This is a genomic window from Bacteriovorax sp. BAL6_X (assembly GCF_000443995.1).
In the GTDB taxonomy this organism is placed as follows: Bacteria; Bdellovibrionota; Bacteriovoracia; order Bacteriovoracales; family Bacteriovoracaceae; genus Halobacteriovorax_A.
Window position 1 is genome coordinate 459,378 of sequence record NZ_AUMC01000003.1, and the last position, 17,244, is coordinate 476,621.

Consider the following 17,244-nt stretch of genomic DNA (forward strand, 5'->3'; position numbering starts at 1 on the left):
ATAATGAAAAAGCTATTTGTTGCTCTCATGCTGACGGCATTTGTAGCACCTGTACAAGCAAAAGAAACGACGAAGTCGCGTTTCGAAAAACTCGAACTCTTCAATAAAGTTATTCATATCATTGAAACAAATTACTACCGTAAGGTTGATATTGATAAGCTCATTGATGGAGCACTAAAAGGAATGTTCCAAACACTTGACCCTCACTCTGCATTCTTAGATGAAGAAGTCTTTAAGAAGATGCAAGAAGACACAAGCGGGGAGTACGGTGGACTCGGGATCGAAGTAACACAAAAAGATGGTGTTCTTGTCATCACAACTCCAATTGAGGATTCACCAGCAGAGAAAGCAGGACTACTTCCTGGAGATAAAATTGTTGAAATCAACAATGAATCTACAATTGGTATTACTCTAGATGAAGCAGTTGATCGTATGAAAGGTGAGCTAGGAACAGTTATTAATCTAGGTATCCTAAGAGCTGGCGAAAAAGATATTCGCAACTTCAAGGTAAAGCGCCAAAAGATTAAAACAAAACCTGTTAAGTCATTTGCTGTAAATAATTATGCAGTTATTCGTTTAAGCCAATTCCAAAAAGATGCTTCGGCCTATGTTGTAAAAGCACTTAAGAAAGAAAAGAAGAAACTTGGTAAGAATTTTAGAGGTGTTGTTCTTGACCTTCGATCAAATCCAGGTGGTCTTTTAAATGAGGCCGTAAACCTTTCTTCAATCTTTCTAAATGATGGTGTCGTGGTTTCAACTGAAGGACGCGATCCAAAGAATAAAGAAATTCGCTACGTAAAAAAGAGTGGCCATAAAGAATTAGATATTCCTCTTGCTGTTCTTATAAATGGTTCAAGTGCTTCAGCTTCAGAAATTGTTGCAGGTGCCCTACAAGACCATAAACGTGCCCTTATTGTGGGAACAAACTCATTTGGAAAGGGAAGTGTACAAACTGTTTCTCAAATTTCTGAAGAACAGGGTATCAAGCTTACGATTGCTCAGTATATGACACCAAAAGGTCGAAAAATTCAGGCACTTGGAATTAAGCCAGATGTGCAAGTTTCTCAGGTTGAAGGAGAGTTTGTTGAAGAGCATATGTATGACGATGGTGGGGTAAGAGAAGTTGATCTTAGAAACCACTTAACAGCAACAGTTGAAACAGAAGAAGAAAAGCAGGCCCGCCTTAAGCGTGAAAAAGCAGCTCGTCTAAAGAGAATTGAAAGAGCTAAGGAAATCAATAAAAAGAAAGAGGAATCACCTGTTCACAGAAAGTATGCAGCAGATAAGGACTACCAAGTTCTGCAAGCGATTAAATTCCTAAACGCAGTCAATAAATTTTAAAATATCTAGTTGAAATCACAGTGGGATGACGCTCTTCGTCTTCCCACTTTGTCCCTTTTTTAACATCATAAAGGGATGAATAATAAAGTCCCATCAGTCTCACAACTCGTTAATCACATAAAGAAAAATCTCGAGTCTAATTACCAAAATATTAGTGTAACAGGAGAGGTTTCAAACCTTAGCTCCTCTGGTGCTGGACATTGGTATTTCTCTCTTGGTGATGGTAGTGCCCTCATGCAAATGGCCCTCTTTAAAATGGATGCCATGAGAAATCCGATTATTAAAAATATTCGAGCAGGAGATAAAGTTATTGTCTCTGGCTCTGTTTCTGTTTACCCAACTCGCGGTACCTTTCAGTTAATAGTGAAGAGAATCGTTCCTGCTGGAAAAGGTGACCTTCAGGAACAATTTGAATTACTAAAGAAGAAGCTACAGGCCGAAGGCCTTTTTGATATGAGTTCAAAGCAGCCAATTCCGACGATGCCAAAACGCATCGGTGTAATTACGGCAAAGGGAGCCGCGGCCCTGCAAGACTTCTTAAATGTATCTCAAAGACGATCTGAGTATCATCAGGTACTTCTTTCTCCGGCCCTAGTTCAAGGAGTCAATGCTCCAGCTTCAATTCGTAAGGCCCTTGAGAAACTTATTGCTTATCATTTAAAGGCAAAAGAAGAGGGGCGTACCAAAGATATGCTAGATGTTATCGTTCTCACTCGTGGTGGTGGTTCGATGGAAGACCTTTGGGCATTCAACGATGAGGCCCTGGCCTGGGATATCTATAATTGTCCAATTCCAACTATTAGTGCCGTTGGACACCAAGTGGACTTCACGATTTCTGATTATGTGGCCGATCTTAGAATGGAGACACCTTCGGCAGCAGCTGAAGTTCTAACTCAAAAATTTATGGCGTTAGATTCTGACATGAATCGCATTCGTAAGGATTTAAAAGGTGCCATGAATATGGAACTTCGTCGTCGCTATGATATTCTTTCTGAAACGTCACCGAAGAGTTTCCTCATTGCTCTTAAATCGAAAATTTCAGATTATAAACATGAGCTTGAAAAGCTAAATCTAATTAAGAGAAAAGAACAGATCCTTTCTCTTTATGAATATACATTTGAGCTAGATCGCCTAAGCCGTGATCTTGTGAAAGCTATTCAAAATAAAATTGTGAATTATAAAAATAAGAATATGGAATTTGAGAAGATCCTAGGGGCCTTAAATCCAAAAAACGTTCTGACTCGAGGCTATGCTTACACGCAGATTGGTGACAAGGTCATTAGCTCTGCCAAAGACATGGCAAAGCTTGAAAATGTCGATGTGGATATTCACTACGCTGACGGTAAGGTGACTCTTCACAAGGGAGCTAACTAGTGAGTGCATCTCTTGGGTTTCAAGATAGTGAAGTAAATTCACCTAAGCAAAATTTTTACTATCACTCAAATATCGAAATTGATGAAGAGCTAGAGCGCAATTTAAATTATTCTGGATTTAGCTCTAGTGATTATGATTTCGATTTTTCAATTGAATCGAGTATCCCTCTGATTGTTAAATTAGATGATCACATTATTGAAATTGAGACGATTGAAAATCTTAAAGAGCTTCTGCACTTTAAAAGAGAGCTTGCTAGAGTTTTTAAACTAAACTCAAGTATGGCCAGTGCTGATCTCGATGAAATGGAAGTTGCGGGCCTTTATCTTGAGAAGGTATACCAAGACAACGACGAAAATTTCATTCCTGAACTTTTTAAAATTTCAGAAGTAAAAAATGAATTCAATATCAAGGTAATCGATAAGGCCGATTCACATCTTTACCCTGTTAAAGAAGACTACTGCTTTGAAGATACAGCTTCTTATTATCTACTTACGATAAAAGGGGAGAAGGAAGAGGCCCAGAAGGCAGCTCTGGCCATTGCTAATGTGATCCAACTAATTAATGCAAATGAAGAAGAACTCTCAAGTGAACAGCTTGGTGTGACTGACTTGATTAACAAGCTAACTTATCCAGTTGTTATCATTAGTGATGATGGTATCGTACACTATCATAATGACCACTTTCTAAAGCTTGGAATCACACCAAATAATCTCATCAAAAATCTTGAGTCCGGTTGGATTGATATTGATGATCAAAAATATAAGATCCTCTCAAGTACGACTTCAAATCTAAGAACGATCTGCCTTGTAAAGCAGGAATTCAATTATACAAAGTCTCACTCTGAACTTGGCATTATCACAAGCTCCATTGCCCACGAACTCAATAATCCTCTTGCGGGAATTCTTGCGGCCATTAACATGCTTGAGCTTGAAGAGTGGGAAGAAGATGATTTAACAATTTTAAATGAAATGAAGGCGTCAGCAAATCGTTGCAAGAGCCTAATCAATACTTTTCTTGGTTTTGCCAAGGTCAATGATCAGCTAAGTCGTCAAAGTACATTTGAGAGTATCCTTCAACAGGCAATCTCTCTACTGAGCAATCGAAAAATCGAATCGGGAATATCAATTCAAACAAAAATTTCAAATGATCTCAAAGAACATGCCATCAGTGGTGCGAGTCTTCCAATCATTCTCTACTTAATCCTAAGTGAGATGATGACGCTTAAAAATCACGAACTCTTAATTGATGCTAGCTCTAACTCAATCGATTGTAACTTCTATCGTAGTGAACACGACATCATTCTTACGGTAAAGAATCTCAATATCGAAGGACAAAAGAGCAAGATCTTAAACCGCTTAATTATCCACTTACTTGCACTTGAAAATTCACGGGTTGAAATTCATGGGCAGGATATTGTGATTTATAATTTGGTCTAATTAAATAAACGCTTCCGGATAATTATACTTATTCGGATTGGTCTCAATGAATTTATCAAGTTGAGTAAAGAAGAAGTCCTTATTTTTTAGGGCAAAAGAATCCTTAAAAATCATAAGTTCGCGCTCTTGGCGTAGGTTCTTTGCCATATAAAGATTAACAAGGTCTTGTAGCAATTCAGGGAAGTGAATTTCTTTAAGCTTCTGCGCTTTCTTGCGATTAGACTTTGAATTGATATATTGAATTAGTTTCTTGTCGTGACCAGGGTAGCGAAAGATTAGTCCTTGTCTAATGCCTAGGGCGCCAAGAGGGTAGATTGTAAATTGCTCTGGCACAAGGTGATTCATAAGAACGAAGTCAGCTTGCTTGATTTTTTGAAGCTCTTCTTTGTACTCGGCCTTTAGTTCTTCTTTCGTACCGTCTCCAATCAAATTTTGACGAAGCATTGTGATGGCCTCTTCTTGATCGGCTTCATCCATTTTATTAAATGAATGATTAAAGCGAATTAGGGCCTCAAGAATTGGTCCACTAAGTTTAATGGAAATAGTTTGCCATTCGAGATCTTTGATACGCTCGCTAATGAATTGAATTTCATTTTCTTTATTCGTGCACGGAAAAGAGAAGAGGATGATTCCGTTTTGTCCTTTTACTGTAATAACAAAAGGAGCAAAAATCTTTTTCATCTTTGCCACAATCTCATCGTGCTCACTTGTATCTTTTTTAAAGTTACAAAGATCAAGCTCGTAGCGATTCTTAGGGTAGTAAAGATGATTGATCTTCTTAATGTCTTTTTCAATAAAGATATTGAGATAGTTTAAGAAGAGTTGCGCCGTCGCGATAGCATCATCAAGGGCACGGTGTGCCTTTTGGTGAGAGATATTAAAAATACGCGACATATAGTTTAGATTCGAGTTCATTAGAGTTGGAATAAGATACTTTGTCATAAGGTTTGTACATAGACCTTTATTCTCAAGTTGCTTTCTTCCAAGCCTTTCTAACACTGAATTTAAAAATGGAATATCAAATGAAGAGTTGTGAGCGATAAGAACTCGGTCACCAATAAACTCTAGAACTTCATCAATAACTGCATCAATTGTTGGAGCGTCTTCAACTTCATCTTGTGTAATAGAAGTTAGCTTTTGAATAAAGTCTGGGATTTTTCTTTCTGGATTGATGAGGAAGCTTTTCTTCGCTCCTACTTCCAGGTTATCAATTTGGACGAGGCCAATTTCAATGATTTTATCTTTTTTCTGGTTTCCACCAGTTGTCTCTAAATCGAAGACGCAGAAGCTCATGTCTGCTAGCATTTTCTTTGAAGAATATGTTTCCATCAATAATCCATGAAAGCCGAGTATTCACTCGTGGTTAGGTATTGAATAGATTATAGCAAAGATCTCCCCACCGAGGTAGGGAGAAAATATGATTTTTTTATTTGATATTTGAGATAACTTCTTCAAGAAGCTCTAGGAACTTCTTCATAACACGTGCGGCCTCGTGCTTAATATCATCGTGATTTAGTTTAGTATTCTCAATTCCTGCGGCCATATTTGTCACACAAGAGATACCAAGAACATCAAGTCCCATGTGGTTTGCAGCAATACACTCTTGTACTGTCGACATTCCAACAAGGTCTCCACCGAAGTTACGATACATGCGAATTTCAGCAGGCGTTTCATAAGTTGGCCCCATAACACCAACGTAAACACCTTCTTTAAGATCATATGAAATATTCTTTGCCGAAGCATAAGCGATCTCTTGAAGAGCAGGTGACCATGCATATGTCATATCTGGAAAACGAGTTCCTAGTTCTTCAATATTTTCACCAACTAGACAATTTTCGCCTGTTAGGTTTAGGTGATCCTTAATTAGAACAAGCGAGCCAGAGCTGTAGTCTAAATTGATTCCACCAGCAGCATTTGTGATGATTAGATTTTTGATTCCAAGAGTTTTTAAAACGCGAACAGGGAAAACAACTTCATCAAGAGAGTGGCCTTCATAGCGGTGGATACGTCCTTGCATAACTGCAACAACTTTTCCTCCAAGTTCACCCATAACAAGCTGACCTTTGTGGCCAATAACTTTTGTCCTCTTAAAACCTGGAATTTCTTCGTATGGAATTTCAACTTTGTTTTCCAAAAGGTTTGCAAATTCACCAAGTCCTGAACCTAGGATCACTCCAATTTCAGGTGCTTTGTCATACTTGCTTTGAATATAGCTCTTTGATTCTTCTAGTCTCTTAAATATCGCGTGCATTAGATTTCCTTTACATCAAAGATTAACTTGCTTGCTTTAGGCTTAGCAGTTGTTACTTTGATATCTTTCTTTAAGTCAGCAAGGATAGCTTCAACTTGTTTCTTCTGGTTTTTATTGTGATAGATCTCAACAAGAGCTTCACCTTTAGAAACCTTGTCACCAACTTTCTTATTAAGAACAAATCCAACACCAAAATCGATTTTATCAGTTGCCTTTGCACGTCCACCACCAAGGCTTACACAGTGAAGGCCCATATTCTTACAAGCGATAGCTGAAACATAACCATTCTTAGTTGCGCTAAATACAGTCTTCTCTTTTGCTAGTGGTAGGCGAGAGTAGTCATCACATACTTTCTCATCTCCGCCTTGAACCTTTATAAGGTTTTTGAAAACTTTGAGAGCTTTTCCATTATCAATTACAGCTTGAGCTTTCTTTTCACCTTCTTTAAGTGAGTCTGCTTTTCCTGCAATATAGATCATGGCACCAGCAAGCTTAACACTGATATCAGTTAAGTCTTTTGGGCCATTACCTTTTAGTGTTTCAATTGATTCAATAATCTCAAGTGAGTTACCAATATACTGACCAAGTGGTTGGTTCATATCTGTAATCATTGTGATCATACGCTTATCAAAACGTTTTGAAGTATCACGAAGACTCTTTGCTAGTGCTTTTGCATCCTTGATATTATCCATGAATGCACCGTCACCAACTTTAATATCCATAACGATTCCATTAGCACCTTCTGCTAATTTCTTACTCATGATTGAAGCTGTAATTAATGGGATTGATTCAACTGTACCCGTAACATCTCTTAGGCCGTAGATGATCTTGTCAGCAGGAGCGATGTCCTTTGTTTGACCGATAAGTACGATTTTTTCTTTATTAAGTTGTTTCTTAAATTGTTCAAGCGTTAGTGATGTCTTAAACCCTTTAATCGATTCAACTTTATCAACTGTTCCGCCTGTGTGGCCTAGACCACGTCCGGCCATCATTGGAACCTTTACTCCACATGCCGTTGCAATTGGTCCAAGAATGAACGATGCCTTATCTCCAACACCACCAGTTGAGTGCTTGTCGATCACGTTCACGCCTTTGAATTTTAGCGTTTTTCCAGAGTAGAGCATGGCATCTGTTAGAGCTGCAGTCTCTTTCACACTCATTCCATTTAAGTAGATGGCCATAAGAAGTGCAGACATTTGATAATCGGCTACATCACCATTTGTAATTCCATTAATGAACCACTTAATCTCTTCGTCTGTTAATTTTTTACCATCTCTTTTTTTTGAGATGATCTGATATGCGCTAAAATTTTCCGACATAGTATTCCTTTTAAAAATTTAATTCCCTAATAATTTCTGTGCATTTATTGCATCAAATTACTTATGCGTATAGAATAGTAAAAGGGTCATTATAGACACGGCCATTAGAGGTGGCAATGATGAAACTTAATGCGTAGCGCAGGGATTTTAAGGTTTTAGAAATGTTCAAAAAAATTATCATTATATGTTTAGCTCTTACATTTTCATTCTCTTCAGTTGCACAAACAAATTTTAAAGAAGAGGGATTACGCGACTTAACTACAGTTGCGGGACTTGGTCTTGGTGGTGCTATTCTTGGTCTTTCAACATTATCATTTGTTGAGGAGCCAAAAGATCACCTAAAAAATATCCTTGTTGGTGCTGCTCTAGGGATCGTCGTTGGTGTTGGTGTTGTGGCCTATAACCAAGCGGCAAAGTCTCAGGCAACAATTCGCCAAACTGGCTTCCGCGACTTTGATACGACTAGTCGTTTAAATTGGCATGCGTCAAATACGGCACAAGATATCAAAGAGTTTAATGCTGCAAACCCAAATGTTGGTTGGTCGTTTAACTTCTAATTATTCTTTTTTATTGTCCATTTATGCTCAAAGCTATACCCTAAGGCTGTTTTAGAATCTATTTATTTTAGTTATAGGGTATTCCATGGAAAGAGTTATTTCGGCATTTGGTTTAATCGTTATGGTTGGTGTTGCTTTTGCACTATCAAATAACCGTAAGAAAATTAACTGGCGCTTAGTTCTATCTGGCCTAGCTCTACAGATCTTCTTTGGTCTAATTATTTTAAAAACAGACGTTGGTCAAAACTTCTTTGAAGGTGCCCGTGGATTTTTCACAGCAATTCTAAATTACACAAATGAAGGTTCTAGCTTTATATTTGGTCCACTCTCTGATGTACCAAAACTCGGTTTTATCTTCTTTGTTATGGTTCTTCCGACAATTATTTTCATGTCTTCTTTAATGAGTGTATTTTACCACTTAGGTATCATGCAGATTATTATTAAAGCTTTTGCGAAAGTTATGTCAGTTGTCATGGGGACTTCTGGTGCAGAATCTCTTGCAGCTGCAGCAAATATTTTCGCGGGTCAAACAGAGGCGCCGCTTGTTGTTAAGCCACTTGTGTCAAAAATGACGAAGTCTGAGCTTATGGCCCTTATGACTGGTGGGATGGCCACTGTTGCAGGGGGAGTTCTTGCTTCATATGTTGGGTTTGGAATTGATGCTGCTCACTTACTTTCAGCATCGGTTATGTCTGCTCCGGCGGCACTTGTTTGTGCTAAGCTTATGGTGCCTGAGACAGAAGAGTCTCTAACTCAAGGTGATTTAAAATTAGATTTAACAGATAACAGTGTAAACTTAATTGATGCTGCGGCCAATGGAGCAAGTGAAGGTGTGAAGCTTGCTATTAATGTTGGTGCAATGTTGATTGCTATCATTGCTCTTGTGGCAATGTTTAACGGCGCCCTTGGACTAGTAACTGGTTGGTTTGGTTTCGAAGGGATTACTCTTGAGCTCATTATGGGGAAATTATTTTCACCATTTGCGTGGCTTTTAGGAGTTGAATGGAAGGATGCTGAAATTGTAGGAATGCTTCTTGGTAAGAAGTTAGTACTAAATGAATTCGTGGCCTACCTAGACCTTAAAGCAAATATGGGTAACCTATCAGAGCGCTCAATTACTATTGCAACTTACGCCCTTTGTGGTTTTGCCAATTTTTCATCAATTGGAATTCAAATTGGTGGAATCGGTGGGATCGCTGAAAATCGTAAACAAGATCTTGCAAAATTAGGTGTGAAATCACTTATTGCTGGGACTCTTGCATGTTTCATGACGGCCTGTATCGCTGGAATCTTCATTTAATTCTAATTTATTTTAATGATTGATTAGTTGAGTAGGGTAACGCGGAATATTATATCTTCTAGCGCAAAACCTTGCCCACACGTACAATTATTAGTAGGTTAAAGTCTTTGGCTTGAGCGATGCTCGCCGACTTGCCTCGCGTTTTTATTTCGTATTTCGATTTAGTTTAAAAGGAATATATATGTCTAAAGATTTAATTATTAACAAAACAGTTAACGAGTGGCGTGCTGTTTTGATGGAGAATGGTGAAATTCTCGACTTTCTTATGGAGAGAACCAAACCAACTGCAACGCCACACCCACGCCTTGGAAATATCTACCGCGGAAAAGTTTTAAGAGTGTTACCTGGAATGCAGTCTGCATTCGTTGACATTGGTTACTCAAAAGCAGCTTTCCTCTATGTAGACGATGCCTATCTTCCAACTCTTGATGAGCAAAGAGAGATGGCCAAAAAGGCCGAGGTTATTAAAAAAGAAAAGAAAGAAAATGGCCTAGTGATTCCTGATGAATTAGCAACTCTATCTGAGTCAATGGATATGAAGATGCGTCCAGAATCAGCAACAATCGAATCATTTCTAAAAGAAGGGGATGAGATCATTGTTCAGGTTGCCAAAGAGCCGATCTCAACAAAAGGGCCACGTGTTACTCGTCATGTGACAATCCCAGGCCGCTATGTTGTTTATATGCCATTTATTGAGCACACTGGTGTTTCTCGTCGTATCGAAAATGAAGAAGAACGTGATCGTCTAAAAGAGATGCTAGAGACAATTCGTCCAGAAGGTAAGGGTGTTATTGCTCGTACTGTTGCTGAAGGAAGCTCATACAAAACTCTTAAGTCTGACTACGATATGCTGACAAAGATTTGGAAAGAGGTGCAAAAGAAATCTGAAAAAGAGAAAGCACCGGCCCTTTGTTATGAAGACTTAACTTTTATTCAACGAGTTTTAAGAGATATTACGGATGAAGACGTTGATAATATTATTATCGACGATAAAGACGGTGTAAAAGAAGTCGAGAAATTTGCAACGAAGTACCTTCCTCAAATTAAAGGGAAGGCAAAATTCTTTGATGAAACAAATCCGATCTTTGAAAAATTTAATGTTGATATCGAAATTGAAAGAGGACTAAGTAACAAAGTTTATCTTCGTTCAGGTGGTTCTCTAAATATCGACCAAACGGAGGCCCTGGTTTCAATTGACGTTAACACGGGAAAATTTGTAGGACGAAAAACATTAGAAGAAACTATTCTTCGCACAAACCTTGAAGCAGTTAAAGAGATCGCTTATCAGCTAAGACTTAGAAACTGTGGTGGGATTATCATTATCGACTTTATCGATATGGAAAAAGTTGAAAATCGCGAAGCTGTTTATAACTCACTTGTGGACGCTCTTAAAAAAGACCGTTCAAAAACAAAAGTACTTCCAATCTCTGAGCTTGGACTTGTTGAGATGACTCGTAAGAGAACTCGTGACACGCTAACACGTATCATGTGCGAGCCTTGTCCGTATTGTGAAGGAAATGGAATTGTAAAAACAGTTAATACGATTTGTTATGAGATTGTACGTGAACTTGGAAAGAAGATTCGCAACAATCCAGAATCGAAGAAGATATCAATTTATGCTCACCCAGAGGTGACAGCATCTCTTTGTGGTGAAGAGCTTGATATCATCGAAACGATGGAAGAAGTCTTTAGTGTCAATCTTCAGATTCGCTCGGAGAACTCTTACCACGTTGAACAATACGAAATTTTTTAGCCGCCTGGGTGCTTAAGGCACCCATGCTTGCTTTTAGGGTTTAACTGATATGAGAGCACTTCTATTCCCATTACATAAAGTTTCATATCAGGCGATCTTAAAGAAGCCCCTCAATATTTTTGAACCACGCTATATTCATATGATTCACGAAGCAGAGAAGACTAACACTCCCGTTGCTTTGGCCTATGCGACTTTGCAAGATGCTGATGATGAAGCTGATACGATTGCCATCAATCACGAAAAGTATCATGCAGTGAAGCGCATGGTAGGGCTTGGCCGTGTTCAAATTTTACAAAAATCAAAAGACGGCACCATGCTTGTTGTTCTCGAGCCGTTATTTAAGGGACTCATTATGGATGTCTATAATGAAGAGCTTCCGTATAATACCATCGAAGTTGATCCCATTACTGAATTCTTAACAGTGATGCCGGAGCATATGATTTCACTGCAAAGACTTGGCCTACTCTTTCGTCACTGGGCAAAGTCATTCTTTAAGAACCAAGTGGAGTACGATGCCTTGATGGAGGCAACTCAAGACCCCGTCGTTTTAGTTGGTGCCATCACTGAATTTGTTGTGACTTCCCCCGATCTCAAGCAGGGGATTCTCGAAATCGATGACATCAATGCCAAAATCGATGTCCTTCTCGAATGGCTCGACTAGCGGTACGCGCCACCTTTTCGAGAATTCAGTAACTTAGAAGTCTTACTCGACAAAAAATTGAAAAAAATTCGCGTATTTAGCCTATTTTGACTTGAGTTGGGGGATATTATTCCCATACTTAATATATAAGGTGTTGAAATCACGTATTGTGTATTCAGCAGTTCTTACCCAACTATTTGTAATCACGTAAAGGTGGCGCGTACCCGAACTTCCTTTACACAAAGCACAGTTACTGATAGATTAGCACCACATTTGACCGTTAATTTACTCGCTTCCCTGTGGTGGGGAGGCCAATAATAACTATTGTCCAGGAGATAAAGTATGATTTATGAGTTAGCATTAGTAGCTCACGCGGGCGCAACAGAAGATCAGCAAACAGCTCTTAAGAACCTAGTAGCTGAAGTTGCAAAAAATTACGAAGGTGAAGTCCTTTTAACTGATGATTGGGGAATGAGAACATTTGCTCAAACTGCCAAAAACGGTTCAAAAACAGGTAACTACATCTATTTCATCGTTTCAGGTAACAAAGACCTAAACACAGAACTTCAAAGACGTTTCAAAATCAACGAAGACGTTCACAAGTACCTTATCATTAAATTAGCTGATAACAACGAAGCTGCTGAAGCAGTTGTTAAAGGTTACAAAACTCCATTCTCAAAAGCTCACCCAGGTTCACAAACTGATGAACTAGAAAAAGGTGCAGAAAAAGATAAGAGAAGATTTGCTAAGAGAAAGAACTGTTGGTTCAAAGCAAACAGCATCACTGCAGACTGGAAAGATCCAAAGACTTATAACTGGCTAATCAACGAATTTGGTAAGATTCAACCATCAAGAGTTACTGGTGTTTCAACTAAGCACCACAGATGGGCACAATCTGCAATTAAGAGAGCAAGAAATATTGGTCTAGTTTCTCACGTTAGAGGTGACTTCGCTCACTAAGAGTGTTGAGAACTTAGTCTTAAGGGAATTAGAAAAAGATAATGAACGATAAGAAACCAAACACATTTACACTTATCTCAAAAGATAACTTCACAATTGGGAAGTTGCTCTTCTTATGTGTTGTGAGTTTGATCTTAAGCGTTGCTTATCCACTAGGTGTATTTTCACCGCTTCCAGTGGCATTTGCTTTCTTGATCTATGGAAACTTAAAGACGCTTGTGACTTTCGGTGTAACGATTGTTTTCTGCTTTATTGCTGCTCAATCGAGCGACTCTTTCTTAATCCTTGCTAACTCGGCGTATGTTTTATTCTACGCTGTTATCATTGGTTACTTAAGTGCTGCGACTATTTTGCGCAATGAAGATCCTGTAAAAGGACTATTAAAGAGAGGACTTATCTTACTACTCGTAATCTTCGGAATCATGGGGGCGATTGAAGTGATTTTTCCTTCAACAATCTCAACGACGATTACAACTTCAGTAAATGAAGGTTTGTCACAATTAAAGAATTCGCCAGATTATAAAGAACTTATTGCTCGCGGTGGAGAAGTCGCAGCAACTTATCAAAGTGTTTTCGAGAACCCTGATGATATCATTAAGAGAATCTATCAGTGGGGATTCGCTGTTATCTTTGTAAGTACATTCTTTATTCTATGGCTAACGGTTTTCATGCTTTTAAGAAATGCAAAGTTATGGAAAATGCTTCATGGCTACAAATATGGTCTAAAGCACTTTGTGCGCTTTCAAGTGCCTGAGTACTTTGCCCTTATAGTAGTTGTTGGGCTAGCTCTCTTCTTAGGTGGAGAGTATATCGGTGGTGAGATTATTGAGGTTATTGGCCTTAATATCTTACTTTGCTTAGGAATATTCTATTTCTTTCAAGGAATGGGTGTTTACTTAGACTTCTTAAAATATATTAAGGTGACTGGGTTTGTTCGCTCAATTCTTGCGATTATGACTATTTTCTTTGCTCATCGTTTTATTGCGATTGTTGGCCTTTTAGATTATTGGGTCAACTTTAGAAGATTTTTTAAAAATAATAAGGAGATATAAAATGAAAGTTATTCTTAAAGAAACTGTAAAGTCTCTTGGTAACGTTGGTGAGATCGTTAACGTTTCAGCTGGTTATGCAAGAAACTTCCTAATACCAAATGGTGCTGCAGTTCTTGCTGATGAATCAAACACAGCTCAAGTTAAGCACTTTGAAAAACTACTTGCTAAGCAAGTTGCTGCTGATAAAGCAGAAGCAACAAAAGTTGCTGGTACAATCAATGGTCTAAACATTGAACTAATCAAAAGAGTTGGTACTAACGGTAAACTATTTGGTTCTGTTACTACTCACGAGCTTTCTCTTGAACTAGGTAAACTAGGTCACAACGTAGAAAGAAGACACCTTCTTCTTGAAAACCCAATCCGTGCGGTTGGTAGCTACGATGTTAAAGCTAAGATCTTCAATGGTGTTGAAGCTGCTTTTACAGTAACTGTAAAAATGGATCCAGCACAAGAAGAAGAAAACAAGAAAAAAGCAGAAGAGCTAGCTGCAATGAAAGCTGCTCAAGAACTACTTGCTAAAGAGCAAGCAGAAGCTGCTGCTTCAGGTGACACTTCTGGTGAAATGACTGAAGAAGAAAAGTTAAAAATGGAAGCTAATAGAATTCTAAGAAGCTAATTTTTTTCTTATATTAAAGAGGGGGGGCCTTGAGCCTCCCTTTTTATTTCTAATCATATTATGGGGCAGAATATGGTTGAGCAAAACAACTCGAACAACGCAAGAACACTTCCAAACGATACTCTTTCTGAGAAATCTCTACTTTCATGTTTAATTCTAGATAGTATGTCTTTTGACGAAATTTCTGACTTAAAGTTAGAAGGGAAGGACTTTTATAATCCGAAGTATGGAATTGTATTCGATGCCATTAAAGATATGGTTCACTCGAATAACCCAGTTGATTACGTTACAATTTGTTCATACCTTTCAGATCACAATCGCCTGGAAGAAATTGGTGGTCAAAACTTTATTCTCGATATTACTGAAGATCAAGTATCGAGTGCCAACCTTCGCCATTACGCAAAGACTGTAAAGGATAAGGCGTCTCTTAGAGACCTCGTTCGTCAAGCTAGAAAAGTAGCGGACAAAGGTGCAACTTTCTCAGGAAATGCACAAGACTTCATTCAGGAAGTAGAATCAATCTTCTTTGGTCTTACAAACGAGGCCAAGCAAGGAAGTATGGTTAAGCTTAATGAATGTCTAAAAGAAAATATAAAAGAAATTGAAGATACATCTCGCATCGCTGGTGAGATTCATGGTGTACCAACTGGTTATGGTGCTCTTGATAAATTATTACTTGGGATGCAACCAGGTCAGCTCATTATTCTAGCGGCCCGTCCTGCCATGGGTAAGACAGCTCTTGCTCTTAACGTTGCACAAAATGCATGTGAGTTCTCAAAACTTCCTGTAGCGCTTTTCTCTCTGGAGATGATGGCCAAGGAACTTTCAATGAGACTTCTAACTCAACGTGCGAAGATCGATTCGAAAAGAATTCGTACGAAAGAGTTTCTTGAAACAGATTTAAGAAAGATTGGGCAGGGGATTCAGCAGCTTGCTGATATGCCAATTTATATTAATGATAATGCTGGGACGAACCTTCTCGATATTCAGTCTGCTTGTCGTAAGATTAAAGCTTCTGAAGGCCTAGGCTTAGTTGTTATCGACTACCTTCAGCTAATGAGTTCTCACAATAAGATGCTTCCTCGTGAACAGCAGATTGCTGAAATTTCAAGGGGCCTAAAGAATATGGCCAAAGAACTTGAGTGTCCGGTTATTGCTCTTTCACAGCTTAACCGTGGGGTTGAATCTCGACCGAATAAGCGTCCAATGACGTCTGACCTTCGTGAATCTGGTTCAATTGAGCAGGATGCGGATATTATCATGTTCGTATACCGTGATGAATACTATAACCCAGATACAAAAGATCAAGGGATTGCAGAAGTTATCGTTGGTAAAAACCGTGGTGGTGAAGTTGGAACTGCAAAACTAACATTCGTTGGTGCTCACACTAGTTTCGAAAATATCGCTTATGCACAAGACGATGGAAGAAGTTAAGCAATCTGCTTACGCAATCTTTAAACATAAAGAAGGCTTCTTAAAATTTGAGAGGCCTTCAAAATACCTTCATATAACAAATAAGAAAATTTATGACCGCTTAAATGAAACAGAACAGGACTTCTCTGTTACTGTTTTAAAAGAGCTATTAGGGCACTCCTGGCATGTGCAATCTCTTCACTATGAATTAGGCCACTATTTCTTATTAGAAGGCCCATATTTCGAAAATGAAGTTAGTCTTGCAACTCTTATTCATTTTGAAGAGAAAAGCTTTATAGGGCCATTAGAAGGCTTCAAAATGCCAACGGCAATAGTTGAGAAGATTATCTCTAAAGACGAATACGAAAATCTTTTTGATAAGACCTTTGAAAACTTACTGGCAGGAAATTGTTATCAACTTAATCTAACTTCACTTATCGAAATGAAGATCTCAAATACAGACGATCTCATTAATACATTTCTCAGCAAGAAGCTTTTCTCTAAGCTTGGCGAGTTTGCTCATATTCTTAATTTTCCATTTGAAGATCGCCTTGTCATTAGCAACTCACCAGAGTGTCTCTATGAATACGATCAAGCTACAAAGAAGTTAGTAACTAGGCCCATCAAGGGAACAGTTACACAAGAACTAGGTGAAGAATTTCTCATTAATGATGTTAAGAATACAAGTGAACTCAATATTATTACGGATCTTTTAAGGCATGACTTGTCTGCGATCGGACAGAATTACTCAAAAGTAGAGTCACTTCGTGAATTCTTTCGTGTACCAGGGCTTATTCACCAATACTCAAGAATTAGTGTCAAATTAGAAGAATACAACCTATTGTCGCTTACGCAGTCCCTGTTTCCTGGTGGAAGCATCACTGGAGCACCAAAAAAAAGAGTCGTTGAGCTAATCAAACAGACTGAAGAAAAAAACCGAGGGATTTACACAGGTTCTACCATTTTAAATTTTAACACTATCTCTAAAGCATCTATAAATATTCGTACTTTAGATATTGCATCATCTTCTAACCATGCAGTATACGGGGCCGGAGGAGGAATAACTTTACTGAGTGACGCTCAGAGTGAATTCCAAGAGCTAAAAGCCAAGGCTAATAGCTTTCTTAAGGTTTTCTTTAAGGATGTAAAAATCTAATAATTTCTTACATGTTATTTGATACTTTTGACATTCAAATCTATCGCTAGATATGATTTTTTTGTGACAAAGTGAA

The 17,244-nt window shown here is 38.4% G+C and carries 15 protein-coding genes; 12 read left to right on the forward strand and 3 right to left on the reverse strand.

Annotated elements, in window-relative coordinates:
* Window positions 1-3 precede the first annotated feature (3 nt).
* The 3 genes from M902_RS02300 to M902_RS02310 all read left to right on the forward strand — a co-directional run bounded on the left by M902_RS02300 (window position 4) and on the right by M902_RS02310 (window position 4,151).
* Complete coding sequence (locus tag M902_RS02300) at window positions 4-1,341, forward strand: S41 family peptidase (protein ID WP_021266191.1); 1,338 nt, start codon at window positions 4-6, stop codon at window positions 1,339-1,341.
* Window positions 1,342-1,416: 75 nt separating this feature from the next.
* Entirely contained in the window at window positions 1,417-2,715 is a 1,299-nt protein-coding gene (xseA, locus tag M902_RS02305; protein ID WP_021266109.1) for an exodeoxyribonuclease VII large subunit, read from the forward strand.
* Complete coding sequence (locus tag M902_RS02310) at window positions 2,715-4,151, forward strand: histidine kinase dimerization/phospho-acceptor domain-containing protein (RefSeq protein WP_021266082.1); 1,437 nt, start codon at window positions 2,715-2,717, stop codon at window positions 4,149-4,151. Before xseA ends, M902_RS02310 begins: the two co-directional genes overlap by 1 nt.
* Here M902_RS02310 and M902_RS02315 read toward each other — a convergent pair whose 3' ends face one another.
* The 3 genes from M902_RS02315 to M902_RS02325 form a co-directional block, all read right to left on the reverse strand.
* Window positions 4,152-5,480: a PolC-type DNA polymerase III gene (locus M902_RS02315; protein ID WP_021266309.1), complete on the reverse strand. Its 1,329-nt coding sequence runs from the start codon at window positions 5,478-5,480 to the stop codon at window positions 4,152-4,154. It lies immediately after the preceding gene.
* Window positions 5,481-5,577: 97 nt separating this feature from the next.
* Window positions 5,578-6,402: a purine-nucleoside phosphorylase gene (locus M902_RS02320; RefSeq protein ID WP_021265842.1), complete on the reverse strand. Its 825-nt coding sequence runs from the start codon at window positions 6,400-6,402 to the stop codon at window positions 5,578-5,580.
* Window positions 6,402-7,721: a thymidine phosphorylase gene (locus M902_RS02325; protein ID WP_021266379.1), complete on the reverse strand. Its 1,320-nt coding sequence runs from the start codon at window positions 7,719-7,721 to the stop codon at window positions 6,402-6,404. The genes M902_RS02320 and M902_RS02325 overlap by 1 nt, the downstream gene beginning before the upstream one ends.
* 161 nt (window positions 7,722-7,882) lie before the next feature.
* Here M902_RS02325 and M902_RS15665 point away from each other — a divergent pair, with 161 nt between their 5' ends.
* The 9 genes from M902_RS15665 (at window position 7,883) to M902_RS02370 (ending at window position 17,168) form a co-directional block, all read left to right on the forward strand.
* Window positions 7,883-8,278 (forward strand): hypothetical protein, encoded by a 396-nt coding sequence (locus tag M902_RS15665; protein WP_021266111.1) that lies wholly within the window; start codon window positions 7,883-7,885, stop codon window positions 8,276-8,278.
* 85 nt (window positions 8,279-8,363) lie between these two features.
* Window positions 8,364-9,578, forward strand: coding sequence for a NupC/NupG family nucleoside CNT transporter (locus M902_RS02335; RefSeq protein ID WP_021265782.1), 1,215 nt, complete (start codon window positions 8,364-8,366; stop codon window positions 9,576-9,578).
* 181 nt (window positions 9,579-9,759) lie between these two features.
* Window positions 9,760-11,331 carry an Rne/Rng family ribonuclease gene (locus M902_RS02340; protein ID WP_021266295.1) on the forward strand — a complete coding sequence of 524 codons (1,572 nt, stop codon included), beginning with the start codon at window positions 9,760-9,762 and terminating at the stop codon, window positions 11,329-11,331.
* Between the two features lie 49 nt (window positions 11,332-11,380).
* Window positions 11,381-11,992 carry an LON peptidase substrate-binding domain-containing protein gene (locus tag M902_RS02345; protein WP_021266011.1) on the forward strand — a complete coding sequence of 204 codons (612 nt, stop codon included), beginning with the start codon at window positions 11,381-11,383 and terminating at the stop codon, window positions 11,990-11,992.
* 321 nt (window positions 11,993-12,313) lie between these two features.
* A complete protein-coding gene (rpsR, locus tag M902_RS16290; protein ID WP_021265803.1) occupies window positions 12,314-12,931 on the forward strand; it encodes a 30S ribosomal protein S18 in 618 nt (205 codons plus the stop codon).
* Window positions 12,932-12,972: 41 nt separating this feature from the next.
* The gene (locus M902_RS02355) at window positions 12,973-13,983 is read left to right on the forward strand and encodes a DUF2232 domain-containing protein (protein ID WP_021265789.1); all 1,011 of its coding nucleotides are present in this window, start codon (window positions 12,973-12,975) and stop codon (window positions 13,981-13,983) included.
* A 1-nt stretch (window position 13,984) separates the two neighbouring features.
* Complete coding sequence (gene rplI, locus M902_RS02360; RefSeq protein ID WP_021265893.1) at window positions 13,985-14,599, forward strand: 50S ribosomal protein L9; 615 nt, start codon at window positions 13,985-13,987, stop codon at window positions 14,597-14,599.
* A 60-nt stretch (window positions 14,600-14,659) separates the two neighbouring features.
* Complete coding sequence (gene dnaB, locus M902_RS02365) at window positions 14,660-16,033, forward strand: replicative DNA helicase (RefSeq protein WP_084710421.1); 1,374 nt, start codon at window positions 14,660-14,662, stop codon at window positions 16,031-16,033.
* Window positions 16,008-17,168 (forward strand): chorismate-binding protein, encoded by a 1,161-nt coding sequence (locus tag M902_RS02370; protein WP_084710422.1) that lies wholly within the window; start codon window positions 16,008-16,010, stop codon window positions 17,166-17,168. The genes dnaB and M902_RS02370 overlap by 26 nt, the downstream gene beginning before the upstream one ends.
* Window positions 17,169-17,244 lie beyond the last annotated feature (76 nt).